Raw genomic sequence first — 14,502 nt, 5'->3', positions numbered from 1 at the left:
GTCACCCTTGTCGCTGAATTCCATATCCCAGCTTCGTATAGTGATTGCCATGCCAAGGCAAAGAAGGCGAAAGCGGCTTGATGCGGTCGAAAAGGTCAAGGAGGGCGCCCGGTCGAGCGCCCTCTTTCTCACTCAATTACTGGGACAGAACGAACGGGCCGGTGTACTTGTCGACATTGTCCTTGGTGATCAGGAGGCAATCGAACAGCTGCTTTTCGCTCTTGGCGCCGGTGCTGCCCGTCTTGATCACGTTATCAGCCTGCTTGACGGCCTCTTCGGAGAAGACGGCGACGGGCTGAAGGACGGTATATTGCAGTTCGCCTGCCTTGATCGCGGCGACCGCATCCGGCGAACCGTCGAAGCCGCCGACCTTGACGTTGGCGAGCTTGCCCGCTTCCTTCAGCGCCGCGATGGCACCGAGCGCCATTTCGTCATTGCCGGAGATCACGCCGATGATGTCGGGATTGGCCTGCAGCATGGACTGCATCTTGTTGTGACCCTGGGTGCGGTCCCAGTTGGCGACTTCCTTGGCGACCTTCTGGAGATCGGGGTACTGGGTCAGAACGGTCTCATAGCCATTAGAGCGCGTGGCGGCATTGTTGTCCGACGGCGCGCCGAAGAGTTCGGCATACTTGCCCTTGTCGCCGACCGCTTCGACCCACTGTTGCGCACCGATTGCGGCACCCTGGGCGTTGTTCGAAACGAGCTGCGCCTTGGCGAGGCCTTCCTGGTTGATCTCGGCATTGACGAGAATGACCGGGATACCGGCGGCAACTGCCTTCTTGACCGCGCCGATGGAACCGTCGGCATTTGCCGGGTCAAGAATGATCGCGACCGACTTGTTGGTGATGGCGGTATCGATCATGTTGCTTTCGGTATTGGTGTCGCCCTTATGCGCACTGACCGAGGCGGTGTAGCCGAGCTTTTCGGCTGTTGCCTTGGCGACGTTGCCCTCCGTCAGCCAGTAGGGGTTGGACGGATCATTGACGATGATCGTCATCTGGCCTGCCGCCCAGGCGGAGCTGACGAGGATCGGGGCGACAGCCGCGGCTGCCAGAAGAATGCGCATGCCTTTCTTAAACATAGTCTCTCTCCCATTTGTGAGTTCAGGTGCTACCGGAAACCGGCGGTGCTTTCCGCGATCGGCCTTCTGGAAATCCAGTTGCCTTCGCGGATAAGTTCTGTTGCGGACGTCAGGACGATTTTGCCCGGCGCCCGTATTGGATGCTGTTCATGAGGACAGCGAGGACGATGACCGCGCCGGTGAAGACTGTCTGCCAGTAGGCCGAGACGCCGATGATGACGAGGCCGTCCGACAGGAATCCGATCACAAAGGCGCCGAGCATCGTGCCGCGTACCGTGCCACGACCGCCCGTCAGCGCCGCGCCGCCGATGACGACCGCCGCGATCGCCGTCAATTCGTAGGTCGTACCGGCAGTCGGGCCGGCGGAGGTCAGCTGCGACGACAGGACCAGGCCGGCAATTGCCGCGCAGACACCCGAGAGAACATAGACGATGATCTTGACGCGCTTGACCGGCACGCCCGAGAGATCGGCCGCACGCTCGTTGCCGCCAGAGGCATAGAGCCAGCGACCAAAGGCCGTGCGGCTGAGGACGATGCCGCAGATGATCGCGAGGACGGCGAGCACGATGACGCCGATCGGAATGCCCGCGAGACGGTTGAAGCCGAGCCAGTCGAAGCCGGTATTGCCAAGCTCCGGACGGCCTCCGAGATTGTTGTAGGTGAGGCCATTGGTCATCAGCAGCGCGATACCACGGGCGACGTAGAGTACGCCAAGCGAGGCGACGAATGCCGGAACCTTCAAGTAGGCGACCAGCACGCCATTGACCGCGCCGACGACAGCGCCGAGGGCGCAGGTAATGACTACCACGGCCCAGACCGGCGGATAAAGAATGACGCCAAACGAACTCAGCGTCACACCCTGCATGAGGAAGCCTGCAATGCAGCCGGCAAGCCCGAGCGTCGAGCCGACCGAAAGATCGATGCCACCATTCAGGATCACCAGCAGCATGCCGATCGCCAGGATGCCGAAGATGGCAACATGCGAGGCCATGGTCAGGAAGTTACTCAGGCTGAAGTAATAGGGTGACAGGAACGAGAAGACGGCGATGATGACGATCAGCGCGAAGAAGGCGCGGCCTTCCAGGATAAGGCGCACGAGGTTGGTGTTGCGCTTCTGCCCATGCGACACTGACTTCTTTTCGGTGATGTTCGTGACTGACATAATCAGTGCTCCATAATTCCGGGCTAGTGCGCGACCACAGCTTCGCCTGAGGCGGCCATGATCTTTTCCTTGGTGACGTCAGCACCGAATTCAGCCGAGATCCGGCCGCGATGCATGACGATGATGCGGTGCGCGATGCTCAGGCATTCGTTGACCTCGGAAGTCGAGTAGACGACGGCGAGACCCTGCCGGGCACGTTCGGCCAGCAGCTTGAAGACTTCCGCCTTGGCGCCGATGTCGATGCCGCGGCTCGGCTCGTCAAGAAGAATGACCTTCGGGTCGGTCGCCAGCATCTTGCCGATGACAACCTTCTGCTGGTTGCCGCCCGACAGCGAGCCGATGGCGGCCTCTCCTCCATCGGTCTTGACGCGGACTTTGCGAATGGAGGCATCGACAAGCTCGCGCTCTCGACGGCCGGATGTGAACAGCCCCTTGGTAAAGGCGCCGATACTGGCGAGCGACAGGTTGGAGCCGACCGTCATCGTCTGGACGAGGCCGTCGCGCTGGCGATCCTCGGGCACCAGCACGAGGCCGCTTGCGATGCGTCCGGCGATGCTTAAATGTCCGACATCCCGGCCCTCAAGCCGAATGGTGCCGCTGCTTGCGCGCAACCGTCCGGCCACGCATTCCAGAAGCTCGGTGCGGCCGGCGCCCATCAGGCCGTAGATGCAGACGACCTCCCCGGCGCGCACGTCCAGCGAGAGACGGTCGACGGAATTGAAGGCCGATCCGGAGAGGCCTGGAACCGTCAGATTGTCGATCGACAGCGCAGCCTTGCCGAAGTCATAGCCTTCGGGCGGATTGCCGAGATCGAAATTGTCGCCCACCATGTTGCGGACGATCCATTCGAGATCGATGTCCTTGCGTTGCGCATAGGCCGTCATGGTGCCATCACGCAAGACGACGGCGTGGTTAGTGATCTGCAGCGCTTCCTCAAGGTGATGTGAGATGTAGACGATCGACACGCCGCGATTGGTCAGATCGTGGATGACTTTGAAAAGCACTTCGACTTCAGCCGCGCTGAGCGCCGAGGTCGGCTCATCCATGATCAGGATACGCGAATTGACGGATAGCGCTCGGGCAATTTCGACAATCTGTTGCTGGCCGAGACGCAGATCCTCCACCTTGGTCAGCGGATCGATCTCCTCTTCCAGTTCTTCCATCAAAATGCGCGTCTGGCGCTCTTCTTCCGCGAAATCGACCACGCCTCCCTTGATGATCTCGCGGCCCATGAAGATGTTGTCGCGCACGCTGAGATTGGGCGCGAGGCTGAGCTCCTGGTGAATGATCGAGATGCCGCATTCGCGTGCATGGGTCGAAGAGCTGAAGCTGATCGGTGCGCCGTCGAGAATGATTTCGCCCGACGTCGGCTGGACGACGCCCGAAAGGATCTTCATCAGCGTTGATTTGCCCGCCCCATTCTCACCGAACAACGTGGTGATCTGGCCGCGATGGATATCGAAATTGACGCCCTTGAGGGCATGCACGCTGCCATAGGATTTGGCAATATTGCGGGCAGCCAGGACGACCTCGCCAAGGACTTCGGATGTGGAGATCGGCTCGCTCATTTGACGTCGACCTTGACCGGAGTTACGAGCCAGTTTTTCGGGTTGATGAGTTTGAAGACGCCGACGACGGTTGCCCTCTTGCCATCCAGCTGTTCCGGATCAAGGCCGGCGAATACGGCTTTCTTCATCTCGTTATTGATGGCCGAGCCAGCATCCTGATACTGAATCTGATTGGTGAACTGACCGAATTCGATCGTGCCTGTGGCATCGCGGAGGTCCGTGCCATTGACCGCAGGACCGGTCTGGACACGGACCACCGTCTCGGGAGGTAAGCCGTCGATCTTCATTTCGTTGGTATTGGATTTGCGCGCCCCGAAGGTGCCGTTCAGCGTCACCGGGATGACCGGACCGGTGCTCGTGGCAACGCCGTATTTCTCGCCGGCAGCCTTCTTGTCCGCCACGATCGCCGTCGCCAGCTCTGACGCAGCCACGGCCCTCTTTTCGACATCCGCCTGGATCTTCGGAAACTGCTCGGCGCCGAAGGTTTCCGGAGAAAAGGCCTGCTGCCGCACATCGCTCTCCGAGCCGATCTTGACGACCTTGGTGTCGAGCGCGATTGCGCCGATGACCACGATTGTCGCAATGGCACTGACGATGATCTTCAAGTTGCCTTTGCCTGGCGCTGATGCTGCGTGAGCGGACTGAGTATTCATTACTGGCGACCTTTGCGGCTGGTCGGATTACGTCGGGAGGATGAACCTGGCGAAAGCCTCGCGGCTGCTTCATCGAAGACGGGGCGCTTCGAAAACCGCATCGAGGTGCGGAAACCTGCCGAGCCAAGCGGCGTGATGATGAGCGGGAAAAATGCGCATCCGAACCTCCTCCATGTCGGACCGGCGCTTGTCTCCTCCAACCGCCTGGGCCGCAATTCCTCTCAGCAGCGATGCCTGCGTGATAGGTAAATGGTGTTTATGCCAAAAATCATGTTATCAAATCATTCGTCTGTCAACAGGCGTTTTGTGAATTGGCGCTAACAACATCACGCTCGAAGTGTACATAGTGCGACGAGAAGGCGTCTGATCTTGAGCGTGCGCCCCGACCTGAAAGGCGCTTGCTCACCGCGATGCACGAATACATATGATTGATTTAAAAAGGTAAAACAACAACGAGTACGTCTACTCGACGCACGGCCATCGCCGCAAAAGGCTGAGGCTGTCATCAGCACCCATCGCGTCCACGAGCTACATTTTATCTGAAAAAAATTTCATTACGAGAAAAATCTTACTGGAACAATGATATCTTTGTGTTATCTTTTTGATGAGGCTTATGGGAGGTTTTGAAAAGGATCGGGTCTCCAGATCTCGGAGCGCGATCTGCGCGCCAGCTGACTTGCCCGTGAACTCGAAGTGTGGTCGCCTGCGCCCTTTGCTGGGCTGTGCCGACCGGGAGGATATGAGACATGAAATCGACGCGCGTTTTGCCCCTCGCAACGCTCGACGTGATTGCCGGATAATCCGCGATGGACGTCAGCCACCAGGTCATCATCGGTATCGATGCGGGAACATCGGTCATCAAGGCGGTCGCCTTCGACCTTTTCGGCCGCCAGATCGCCGCTGCATCCGTTCGCAACAAATATTCAAGCGGCGGCGATGGTTCGGCCACCCAATCGCTCGCACAGACATGGCAGGATTGCGTCGGTGCGCTTCGCGGCCTTGGCGGGAAGGTCGAGGATCTTGCATCGCGCACCGCGGCGATCGCAGTGACGGGGCAGGGGGACGGAACATGGTTGGTCGGCTCCGGAAATCAGCCTGTCGCCGATGCCTGGCTCTGGCTCGACGCGCGTGCCGCGCCGACCGTGGTGTCACTTGCCGGACAGGAAGCAGACAGGGCGCGTTTCGAGCAGACAGGCACGGGACTAAATACCTGCCAGCAGGGCGCGCAACTCGCTCACATGGATCGGGTGGCGCCGGAGCTTCTGGACCGGGCGGAAACGGCGCTGCACTGCAAGGATTGGCTCTACCTCAATTTTACCGGTGTGCGAGCGACCGACCCTTCGGAGGCAAGCTTCACCTTCGGCGATTTCAGGACGCGGCGATATTCGCCCGTTGCGATCGACGCGCTCGGGTTGACGCATCGCCGCGCGCTTCTACCCGATATTGTCGATGGAACAGAAATCAACCATCCGCTGACGGCGGAAGCGGCGCGGGCCTGCGGCCTGCTGGCCGGCACGCCGGTCAGCCTCGGTTATGTCGACATGGTGATGACGGCGCTCGGCGCCGGTGTTCGCAGCGGTGGGCGCAACGCGGCCTGTTCGACGATCGGTTCGACCGGCGTGCATCTGCGTGCAAAATCAGTCGCTGACGTTCAACTCAACCTTGAGGGGACGGGCTATGTTATTGCCCTGCCGATTCCGGGCACCGTTACTCAGGTGCAGACCAATATGGGTGCGACGATCAATATCGACTGGCTGCTGGAGATGGCCGCCTATCTGATGGCGGAGGTCGGAAAGCCTGCTACTCACGCCGAGCTCGTCGCCAGGATCGACCGCTGGTTTTTCGAAAGCCAGCCGGGATCGGTCGTCTATCATCCCTATATTTCCGAGGCTGGTGAACGTGGCCCCTTCGTCAATGCCCAGGCCCGGGCAGGCTTTTCTGGTCTTTCGGTTCGCCACGGGTTTCCAGACCTCGTTCGCGCGGTTGTCGAAGGTCTGGCGCTGGCGACACGCGATTGTTACGCCGCCATGGGCGATATGCCGGAAGAGCTGCGCGTCACCGGCGGCGCCGTGCGCTCGAGCGCGCTGCGCCGCTCCCTGGCCGCCTCCCTCAAGGCGCCGATCCGACTGTCTCGCCGTGAAGAAACCGGAGCGGCTGGCGCCGCGATGATGGCCGCTGTGGCAATCGGCGCCTACAAGACAATGGACGACTGCATCGCCGACTGGGTCACGCCGCTGCTCGGCGAGGCCGAGGAGCCGATCGGTGAGGAAGCCGCCCGCTTCGATCTGCTTTTTTCCGCTTATGCCGATATCCGAAGGGCCATGCCCGCCGCCTGGGAGACACTGGCCCGAACCGCGGCGATGTCGCCCGCAAAATGAATCGCTGATGCAAAAGGCATCCGAGGGAGCATGACATGACCGAACCCCAAATCCTGGATCTTTTCGTCATCGGCGGCGGTATCAACGGCGCGGGAATTGCGCGCGACGCCGCCGGGCGCGGCTTGAAAGTCGCCTTATGCGAAAAGGACGACCTGGCTCAGGGCACCTCCTCCCGCTCGGGCAAGCTCGTGCATGGCGGCCTTCGCTATCTGGAGTATTACGAATTCCGCCTGGTGCGGGAGGCGCTGATCGAACGCGAGGTGCTGCTCAACGCGGCCCCGCATATCATCTGGCCGATGCGTTTCGTGCTGCCGCACAGTCCCGAGGATCGCCCCGCCTGGCTCGTCCGGCTCGGCCTCTTCCTTTACGATCATCTCGGAGGTCGCAAGAAGTTGCCTGGCACCCGCACGCTCAATCTGCTGCGTGATCCCGAAGGAACACCGATACTCGATCAATATACCCGCGGTTTCGAATATTCGGATTGCTGGGTGGATGATGCCCGCCTCGTCACCTTGAATGCAGTGAGTGCGGCTGAGAAGGGCGCCCTGGTGCTTACCCGCTCGCCGGCGGTGTCGGCGCGCCGGGAAAACGGCAAATGGACGATCACGACGAAAAGCAGCACGAGCGGCGAGACGCGGACCTTCCGTGCCAAATGTCTCGTCAATTGCGCCGGCCCGTGGGTCACCGACATCATCAACCGGGTCGCCGGCTCCAATTCCAGCCGCAATGTGCGTCTCGTCAAGGGCAGCCACATCATCGTGCCGAAGTTCTGGGCCGGCTCCAACGCTTACCTGGTTCAAAACCACGACAAACGCGTCATCTTCATCAACCCTTATGAGGGCGACAAGGCGCTGATCGGGACGACGGACATCGCCTATGAGGGCCGGGCTGAGGATGTGGCGGCCGATGAGGCGGAAATCGACTATCTGCTGAAGGCGGTGAACCGCTATTTCAAGGAGAAGCTGCGCCGTCAGGATGTGCTGCACAGCTTTTCCGGCGTGCGCCCGCTGTTTGACGACGGCAAGGGCAATCCATCGGCGGTGACCCGCGACTACGTGTTCGATCTTGACGAGACCGGGGGGGCGCCGCTTCTCAATGTCTTCGGTGGCAAGATCACCACATTCAGAGAGCTTGCCGAACGTGGCATGCAGCGCCTCAAACACGTTTTCCCGAACATGGGCAGCGACTGGACGGAAAAGGCACCGCTGCCGGGTGGAGAGATGCCCAATGCCGATTACGAGACCTTCGCCAACAGCCTGCGTGACACCTATCCCTGGATGCCGCGAAAACTCGTCCATCACTATGGCCGTCTTTATGGCACGCGCACGAAGAACCTGGTTGCCGGGGCAACGGACCTGCAAGGTCTCGGCCGCCATTTCGGCGGGCAGCTCTACGAAGCGGAAGCCCGTTATCTCGCTGCCACCGAATGGGCGGAGACGGCCGAGGACATCCTCTATCGCCGCACCAAGCACTACCTGCATCTGAGCGAGGCAGAGCGGGCAGCTTTTGCCGACTGGTTTGCTTCATCCCATCTTGCCGCCGCCTGAGGAGGTGTTGATGCCGCTTTCGCTTTCGCTGAATACCAATCCGCTGGTGAACCGTTTTGCCGATCCGGACGACCTGATCGAGACGGTCGCTCGGGATCTGCGGATCCGCGACCTCCAGCTGACACATGAATTCATCAATCCGAGCTGGCAGGCCCCGGTTATCCGCCGTCTGACCCGCCAGATGAAAGCAGCGTTGGAGCGCACCGGCGTTCGCGTTACCTCGGGCATGACTGGACCTTATGGGCGGCTGAACCATTTCGGGCACCCGGATGCCGAAGTCCGCCGCTATTACGTGGATTGGTTCAAGACCTTCGCCGACATTACCGCTGATCTCGGCGGGCATTCCGTCGGCACGCAATTTGCGATCTTCACCTACAAGGACTTCGACGATGCAAGCCGGCGCGAGGAATTGATCAATATCGCTATCGACTGCTGGTGCGAAGTCGCAGAGCATGCCAGGGCCGCCGGTCTTTCCTATGTCTTCTGGGAGCCAATGAGCATCGGCCGCGAATTCGGCGACACGATCGAGTCCTGCCTTGCGTTGCAGGCACGACTGGCTGCCGCCGATATGGCGGTGCCGATGTGGATGATGGCGGATATCGACCACGGCGACGTCACCTCCGCCAATCCCGACGACTACGATCCCTATGCCTGGGCGCGCGCCGTGCCGAAGCTGTCGCCGATCATCCATATCAAGCAGAGCCTGATGGACAAGGGCGGCCACCGGCCGTTCACGGCGGAATTCAATGCCAAGGGGCGGATTCAACCCGCGCCGCTGTTGGAAGCTTTCGCGGCGGGCGGCGCCGATGACAATGAGATCTGCCTCGAACTTTCCTTCAAGGAACGTGAGCCGAACGATCGCGAGGTTATCGCGCAGATTGCCGAAAGCGTCGCCTTCTGGGCGCCGCATATCGACACCGGCGCCGCAGACTTGAAGATATGATCCGGCGATTTACAAAGGCTGGTTGTTGTCAGGCGGCATAGCCGTCGAAGAAATGGGAAGGTGCGGCGATGACGGATGCCGATGATACGCTTGCCGTGCGGGCCGCCTGGCTTCATTACGCCGGCGGACTGACGCAGTCCGACGTTGCCCGGCGCCTCGGCATTCCCTCGGTCAAGGCGCATCGACTGATCGCGCGGGCCGTCGCCGATGGCGTCGTCAAGGTCACGATCGACGGCGATATCGTCGAATGCGTCGAACTGGAGACGCGGCTCGCCGAGCGCTTCGGATTGCAATATTGCGAGGTCGCGCCCGATCTTGGCGAAGAGGGCCTGCCGCTGCGCGCGCTTGGTCATGCAGGAGCTGGCTATCTGAAGCGCGAGATCGAACACGGTGAACACGCAGTCATTGGCCTTGGCCACGGCCGCACGCTTTCGGCTGCCGTTCAATATATGCCGCGGACGAATGCCAAGCATATGCGCTTCGTTTCCCTGCTTGGCGGCCTCACGCGAAACTACGGCGCCAATCCCTATGACGTCATGCACCGTATCGCGGAAAAGACCGGCACACATGCCTATGTCATGCCGGTTCCGTTCTTCGCCAACACTGCCGAGGACCGGGAGGTGCTCAGGGCGCAACGCGGCGTCAAGGAAGTGTTCGATCTCGCCAATGACGCCGACCTGAAGCTCGTCGGCTTGGGGACGGTGGACGCCGAGGCCCAGCTGGTGCTCTCCGGCCTGGTCGAGCCGGGTGAGATCGAGGACATCGCCGCCGCTGGTGGCGTCGGCGAAATCCTCGGCCACTTTTTCAATGCGGATGGCCAGATCCTCGATACGGCTCTGACCGGTCGCACGCTTTCGGCGTCCTTTCCGACGACGACGAAGGAGCGCCTCGTGGCCCTGGCGGGCGGACAGGCCAAGGTGGCCGCGATACGGGCCATCCTGCGCAGCCGCCGTCTTCACGGGCTCATTACTGATGAACGGACCGCGCGTGCGCTCCTGGATTGATGATTTCTGCCACATGTCTTAGCGCATAATCACACTGTATAGTGTTGAAATTAACATTTTAGATGTTATATTGTTATTGAACTGGGATTGAGACGTATGAAACGGGAAGAGCGCCAGCAGCTGATCGTCAATCTGCTCGTTGAGGGCAAGACCGTCGAAGTGGACGATCTTGCCGAACGGTTTTCCGTCTCCAAGATGACCATTCACCGCGATCTCGACGACCTCGAACAGGCAGGTGTGCTGCGTAAGGTGCGCGGTGGCGCGACGATCGATGCCGGAACGCAATTCGAGAGCGATTTTCGCATTCGTGAACGTCAGGGCGGCGAAGCCAAGGTTGCGATGGCGCAGGAAGCGCTGGCCCTGGTCGAACCTGGCATGACGGTCATGGTCAATGACGGCTCGATGGCCGCGGTACTCGGCGAGATGCTGCTGCGTAAGCGGCCGCTGACGGTGATTACCAACAACGCAGCGATCATGGAGCGGTTGAAGGGTGAAAACGGCATAACCCTGATTGCGCTCGGAGGCATCTATTCCGCGAAATTCAACGCCTATCTCGGCGTCGTCACAGAAGAAGCGCTGTCACGCCTGAGGGCAGATATCGCTTTCATTTCGACGCCGGCGGTCAGCGGCAGGCTCGCCTATCACATGGACGATAATGTCGTTCGCGCCAAGCGAGCGATGATCTCGTCTTCGGCCAGAAGCTGCCTCCTGGTCAACCACCAGCGCATCGGCCACACGGCGTTGCATGTCATGGCGGACCTGGCTGATTTCGACACTATTATCACCGACAGCGCGCCGACGGGCGCTGTTCTCAACGAATTCGATCGGGCGGGCATCAAGCTCACCATCGCTCCAGCACAGGATCAGGCATGACGGAGAAACCGCGCTTCTGGATTGGCACCAGCTGGAAGATGAACAAGACGCTCGCGGAGGCCGAGCATTTCGCCCGCGGCCTCGCGGCGGCTGACGCTGCGCGCGACCCTGTCATCCAGCGCTTCGTGATCCCGCCATTTACAGCCGTGCGGGAGGTCAAGTGCATGCTTGCAAAGACCTCAGTCAAGGTCGGTGCGCAGAACATGCATTGGGCGGATCAGGGCGCCTGGACGGGGGAGATCTCCCCCTTGATGCTGAAGGATTGCGATCTCGATATCGTCGAGCTTGGGCATTCCGAGCGCCGTGAGTTTTTCGGCGAAACGGACGAGACTGTCGGGCTGAAGACGGAGGCGGCTGTTCGCCATGGCCTGATCCCGCTCATTTGCATCGGCGAAACCCTTGCCGACCGGGAGAGCGGAAAAGCCGCGGAAATCCTTGCAGTCCAGGTGCACGGGGCGCTTTCGAAGCTTTCCGACGAGCAGAAATCGGCGGAAATCCTCCTTGCCTATGAGCCTGTATGGGCGATCGGCGAAAAAGGCATTCCGGCAACGGCCGATTATGCCGATGCGCGCCAGGCCGAGATCATCGCGGTCGCCGAAGCAGCGCTCGGGCGGAAAATCCCCTGCCTCTACGGCGGGTCGGTCAATCCGCAGAACTGCGAAGAACTAATTTCGAGCCCGCATATCGACGGGCTCTTCATCGGCCGTTCCGCCTGGAACGTCGAGGGCTATCTCGACATCCTTTCGAAATGCGCCGCCAAACTCCAAGGAGAAAGACAATGAAGCTTGCAATTGCTGGAGACAGCGCCGGCGAAGGTCTCGCCAAGGTGCTCGCCGAACACCTCAAGGATCGGTTCGACGTTTATGAAGTGTCACGCATCAACGACGGGCTCGACCCGTTCTACGCCAACCTTTCGGATCGCGTTGCCTCGGGCGTGATCGATGGCACCTATGACAAGGCAATCCTGGTTTGCGGCACCGGCATCGGCGTCTGCATCTCGGCCAATAAAGTGCCTGGCATCCGTGCTGCCCTGACGCACGACACCTATTCGGCCGAGCGTGCTGCTCTTTCCAACAACGCGCAGATCATCACGATGGGCGCGCGCGTCATTGGACCTGAGCTCGCAAAGTCGATCGCCGACGCATTTCTCGCTCAGACATTCGACCAGAACGGCCGTTCGGCCGGCAATGTCTCCGCGATCGATGAGCTCGACGCAAAATACAGCGCGCGTTGAGAGCGTCACGCAAGCGGCCGGCTATCCGCCGGCCGCTGCGAGCGCATCAGCGTCGTCATCACGATCAACCTCAGCTTCAGGCGATGGCTGCGGTCGTGGTAGGGCCGGGTCTATCAAGTCCGTTTCGCCGTTAGAATCTCCCCTGCGGACGAAATCTTCTCGCCGGTCTCCGCGGTGTCGCGCCCGACCCAAAGTCGCCCCGATCTATTGAGAGGCCTAGACCGGTTTCTCATGAACGACGGCATCTCTAAATGCCTCGCAGATGACGCGATGACCGGCATCGTTGGGGTGTGTGAAATCAGGCGAGGCCAGTGCGCCATCGCCATATGCTTTCATTCGTTCATAGACAGGCGCGTAGAAGATGCGAAAATTTTGCGCCAGTTCTCGCACGGTTTGGACATAGACTTCAAAGCCCTGGCGTGTCTGCCCGGTGAAGCCAGCGCTTCCTACCGAAAAACCTCGATCGGGAATATGGGGCGGGCTGCCGATCGCAAGCCTTTCCGCATGGCCTGCCTCGATCAGTTTCTCCAGCATATTCGCATAATCACGACGGAAGCTCTTCGCGTTCATGCTGTCCGGCGCGGCCGTATAGCGGGCGTCGTTATAGCCGTAGAGGATGAGGATCGCGTCGCGATGCGGGGCATCGAGCAGCGCCCCGGCAAATCGGCTGACGCCGTTGTCTGCTCGCGCTTTGCCATCGGCAAGCAGTGAGGCCTGCAGCACCGTCCCCGGGATTGCGTGATTGTAAAGCGGTAAGGCGTCGAGCTCAGCTGCGAAGAGCGCCGGCCAGGCCAGATGCGGCTGGCTGGCGTTGAACCCGGCGGTGATGCTGTCGCCGAAGACGCGGATTCCGGAAATCCCCAGCGATTTCAGATGCTCTGCAAATGTCATCGATCGTCACACATTTTCGCGCTTGACAGCAACTCGGAAAATCCCGTTTATACGTATTAGCTGCTAATACGCATTAGCAGTCAAGAGGAGATCCGGAGGATGCGACGTGGCAGGCACTAAGCGCTTGACTCAGCACGATATTGCCAAACTGGCCGGCGTCAGCCAGGCGACCGTCTCGCTCGTGCTGAACGGTGCGCCGACGGCTTTGGCGCGTATTCCCCAGGAAACCCGCGAGCGCGTCCAGCAGGTCATCCGCACGACGGGATATGTGGCCGATCCGATCGCCCGGCGGATGGCCAAGGGCCTCAACCGCATTCTCGGCGTCTTCACCTACGAGCCGGCTTTTCCAAGCGAGCAGGCAGACTTCTTTGCGCCCTTCCTGCTCGGCATCGAAGAAGAAGCGCAGGCGCAGAATTATGACCTCTTGCTTCTGACCGGCGCCGGCGTCGGCCGGGAGCGGAAGATTTTTGCCGACGGCAACCGGCTGCGGATCGCCGATGGCTGCCTCGTCCTTGGCCGCGAATTCGATCGGGCCGAGCTCAAGCGGCTGGTTACCGGCGACTATCCCTTCGTGGCGATCGGCCGACGGGAGGACGCTGGGGGACCCGTTCCTTACGTCGGCGGTGATTACGCGAATGGCACGCGGGCGCTGGTCGAAAAGGCGCGCGCACTCGGTCATGATCGGCTGGCCTTCATCGGTCCAAGCGGATCGGCTGAATCCATCGTTGATCGCTGGCGCGGATTTTCAGACGCAATCACGGGGGGCGCCGAACTGGTCTTGCATGTGGACGAGGTCGGCCGAGGCGCTGCCGATACGCTCGATGCGATTGTCAGAAGCGGCGCGACCGCGGTCTTCTTCGTCGAACTGGCCGACGCGGTGCGTGTCGAAGCGGCGGCGCGCGAGCGCGGCCTGTCCATTCCGAACGACTTTTCGGCCGTGGTGCTCGGAAGCCACGTACGGGCCGAGCGCAGCCATGTGCAGTTCACCTCCTTCAACATTCCTCGCGAGGAGATGGGGCGGCAGGCGACCGCAATGCTCGTGCGCCGCATCGAGGATGCCGCGCCCGTCGAACAAATTCTTCTGACCTGCGAACCCGTCGAGGGCCAAACCCTTGGACCAGCAAAGAAACGGACCTGAGAACGTGACAGACATGGCGGCAAAAGA

Annotated in this window: 13 protein-coding genes; 8 read left to right on the top strand and 5 right to left on the bottom strand. The window is 60.7% G+C overall.

The annotated features are described in order from the left end of the window. Positions 1-136 precede the first annotated feature (136 nt). The 4 genes from ACR9ZQ_RS37555 to ACR9ZQ_RS37540 form a co-directional block, all read right to left on the bottom strand. On the bottom strand, positions 137-1,084 hold the full coding sequence (locus ACR9ZQ_RS37555; protein WP_481430368.1) for a substrate-binding domain-containing protein: 948 nt from the start codon (positions 1,082-1,084) through the stop codon (positions 137-139). Positions 1,085-1,193: 109 nt separating this feature from the next. Continuing rightward, entirely contained in the window at positions 1,194-2,246 is a 1,053-nt protein-coding gene (locus ACR9ZQ_RS37550; protein WP_439017495.1) for an ABC transporter permease, read from the bottom strand. Positions 2,247-2,269: 23 nt separating this feature from the next. After that, on the bottom strand, positions 2,270-3,814 hold the full coding sequence (locus ACR9ZQ_RS37545; protein ID WP_481430367.1) for a sugar ABC transporter ATP-binding protein: 1,545 nt from the start codon (positions 3,812-3,814) through the stop codon (positions 2,270-2,272). Next, positions 3,811-4,467, bottom strand: coding sequence for a DUF2291 family protein (locus ACR9ZQ_RS37540; RefSeq protein ID WP_481430366.1), 657 nt, complete (start codon positions 4,465-4,467; stop codon positions 3,811-3,813). Before ACR9ZQ_RS37540 ends, ACR9ZQ_RS37545 begins: the two co-directional genes overlap by 4 nt. An 806-nt stretch (positions 4,468-5,273) precedes the next feature. Between ACR9ZQ_RS37540 and ACR9ZQ_RS37535 the strand changes: the two genes are divergently transcribed. From ACR9ZQ_RS37535 to derI, 7 genes are all read left to right on the top strand, one after another. Continuing rightward, positions 5,274-6,845: an FGGY family carbohydrate kinase gene (locus ACR9ZQ_RS37535; RefSeq protein WP_481430365.1), complete on the top strand. Its 1,572-nt coding sequence runs from the start codon at positions 5,274-5,276 to the stop codon at positions 6,843-6,845. Positions 6,846-6,880: 35 nt separating this feature from the next. After that, positions 6,881-8,392, top strand: coding sequence for a glycerol-3-phosphate dehydrogenase (locus ACR9ZQ_RS37530; protein ID WP_481430364.1), 1,512 nt, complete (start codon positions 6,881-6,883; stop codon positions 8,390-8,392). 10 nt (positions 8,393-8,402) lie between these two features. Then, positions 8,403-9,335, top strand: a complete 933-nt coding sequence (locus tag ACR9ZQ_RS37525) for a sugar phosphate isomerase/epimerase family protein (RefSeq protein WP_310382339.1) — start codon at positions 8,403-8,405, stop codon at positions 9,333-9,335. A 68-nt stretch (positions 9,336-9,403) separates the two neighbouring features. Next, complete coding sequence (locus ACR9ZQ_RS37520) at positions 9,404-10,339, top strand: sugar-binding transcriptional regulator (RefSeq protein ID WP_310382340.1); 936 nt, start codon at positions 9,404-9,406, stop codon at positions 10,337-10,339. Between the two features lie 96 nt (positions 10,340-10,435). Further along, on the top strand, positions 10,436-11,212 hold the full coding sequence (locus ACR9ZQ_RS37515) for a DeoR/GlpR family DNA-binding transcription regulator (protein ID WP_310382341.1): 777 nt from the start codon (positions 10,436-10,438) through the stop codon (positions 11,210-11,212). Next, positions 11,209-11,994, top strand: a complete 786-nt coding sequence (locus ACR9ZQ_RS37510) for a triose-phosphate isomerase (RefSeq protein WP_481430363.1) — start codon at positions 11,209-11,211, stop codon at positions 11,992-11,994. Before ACR9ZQ_RS37515 ends, ACR9ZQ_RS37510 begins: the two co-directional genes overlap by 4 nt. Then, positions 11,991-12,446, top strand: a complete 456-nt coding sequence (gene derI, locus ACR9ZQ_RS37505) for a D-erythrulose-4-phosphate isomerase (protein ID WP_481430362.1) — start codon at positions 11,991-11,993, stop codon at positions 12,444-12,446. Before ACR9ZQ_RS37510 ends, derI begins: the two co-directional genes overlap by 4 nt. 216 nt (positions 12,447-12,662) lie before the next feature. Here derI and ACR9ZQ_RS37500 read toward each other — a convergent pair whose 3' ends face one another. After that, positions 12,663-13,337: an SGNH/GDSL hydrolase family protein gene (locus ACR9ZQ_RS37500; protein WP_481430361.1), complete on the bottom strand. Its 675-nt coding sequence runs from the start codon at positions 13,335-13,337 to the stop codon at positions 12,663-12,665. 106 nt (positions 13,338-13,443) lie between these two features. Between ACR9ZQ_RS37500 and ACR9ZQ_RS37495 the strand changes: the two genes are divergently transcribed. Next, positions 13,444-14,475, top strand: a complete 1,032-nt coding sequence (locus ACR9ZQ_RS37495) for a LacI family DNA-binding transcriptional regulator (RefSeq protein WP_481430360.1) — start codon at positions 13,444-13,446, stop codon at positions 14,473-14,475. The last annotated feature ends 27 nt before the right edge of the window (positions 14,476-14,502 follow it).

This window comes from Rhizobium sp. KNZ14-9A, assembly GCF_056755015.1.
Note: the sequence above shows the minus strand (reverse complement) of the source record. Positions and strands in the feature narration are given on the sequence as shown.

Excerpts from the sequence above, each read along its gene's own strand:
- ACR9ZQ_RS37555 (WP_481430368.1), bottom strand. The coding sequence starts at position 1,084 with ATGTTTAAGAAAGGCATGCGCATTCTTCTGGCAGCCGCGGCTGTCGCC.
- ACR9ZQ_RS37550 (WP_439017495.1), bottom strand. The coding sequence starts at position 2,246 with ATGTCAGTCACGAACATCACCGAAAAGAAGTCAGTGTCGCATGGGCAG.
- ACR9ZQ_RS37545 (WP_481430367.1), bottom strand. The coding sequence starts at position 3,814 with ATGAGCGAGCCGATCTCCACATCCGAAGTCCTTGGCGAGGTCGTCCTG.
- ACR9ZQ_RS37540 (WP_481430366.1), bottom strand. The coding sequence starts at position 4,467 with ATGAATACTCAGTCCGCTCACGCAGCATCAGCGCCAGGCAAAGGCAAC.
- ACR9ZQ_RS37535 (WP_481430365.1), top strand. The coding sequence starts at position 5,274 with ATGGACGTCAGCCACCAGGTCATCATCGGTATCGATGCGGGAACATCG.
- ACR9ZQ_RS37530 (WP_481430364.1), top strand. The coding sequence starts at position 6,881 with ATGACCGAACCCCAAATCCTGGATCTTTTCGTCATCGGCGGCGGTATC.
- ACR9ZQ_RS37525 (WP_310382339.1), top strand. The coding sequence starts at position 8,403 with ATGCCGCTTTCGCTTTCGCTGAATACCAATCCGCTGGTGAACCGTTTT.
- ACR9ZQ_RS37520 (WP_310382340.1), top strand. The coding sequence starts at position 9,404 with ATGACGGATGCCGATGATACGCTTGCCGTGCGGGCCGCCTGGCTTCAT.
- ACR9ZQ_RS37515 (WP_310382341.1), top strand. The coding sequence starts at position 10,436 with ATGAAACGGGAAGAGCGCCAGCAGCTGATCGTCAATCTGCTCGTTGAG.
- ACR9ZQ_RS37510 (WP_481430363.1), top strand. The coding sequence starts at position 11,209 with ATGACGGAGAAACCGCGCTTCTGGATTGGCACCAGCTGGAAGATGAAC.
- derI (WP_481430362.1), top strand. The coding sequence starts at position 11,991 with ATGAAGCTTGCAATTGCTGGAGACAGCGCCGGCGAAGGTCTCGCCAAG.
- ACR9ZQ_RS37500 (WP_481430361.1), bottom strand. The coding sequence starts at position 13,337 with ATGACATTTGCAGAGCATCTGAAATCGCTGGGGATTTCCGGAATCCGC.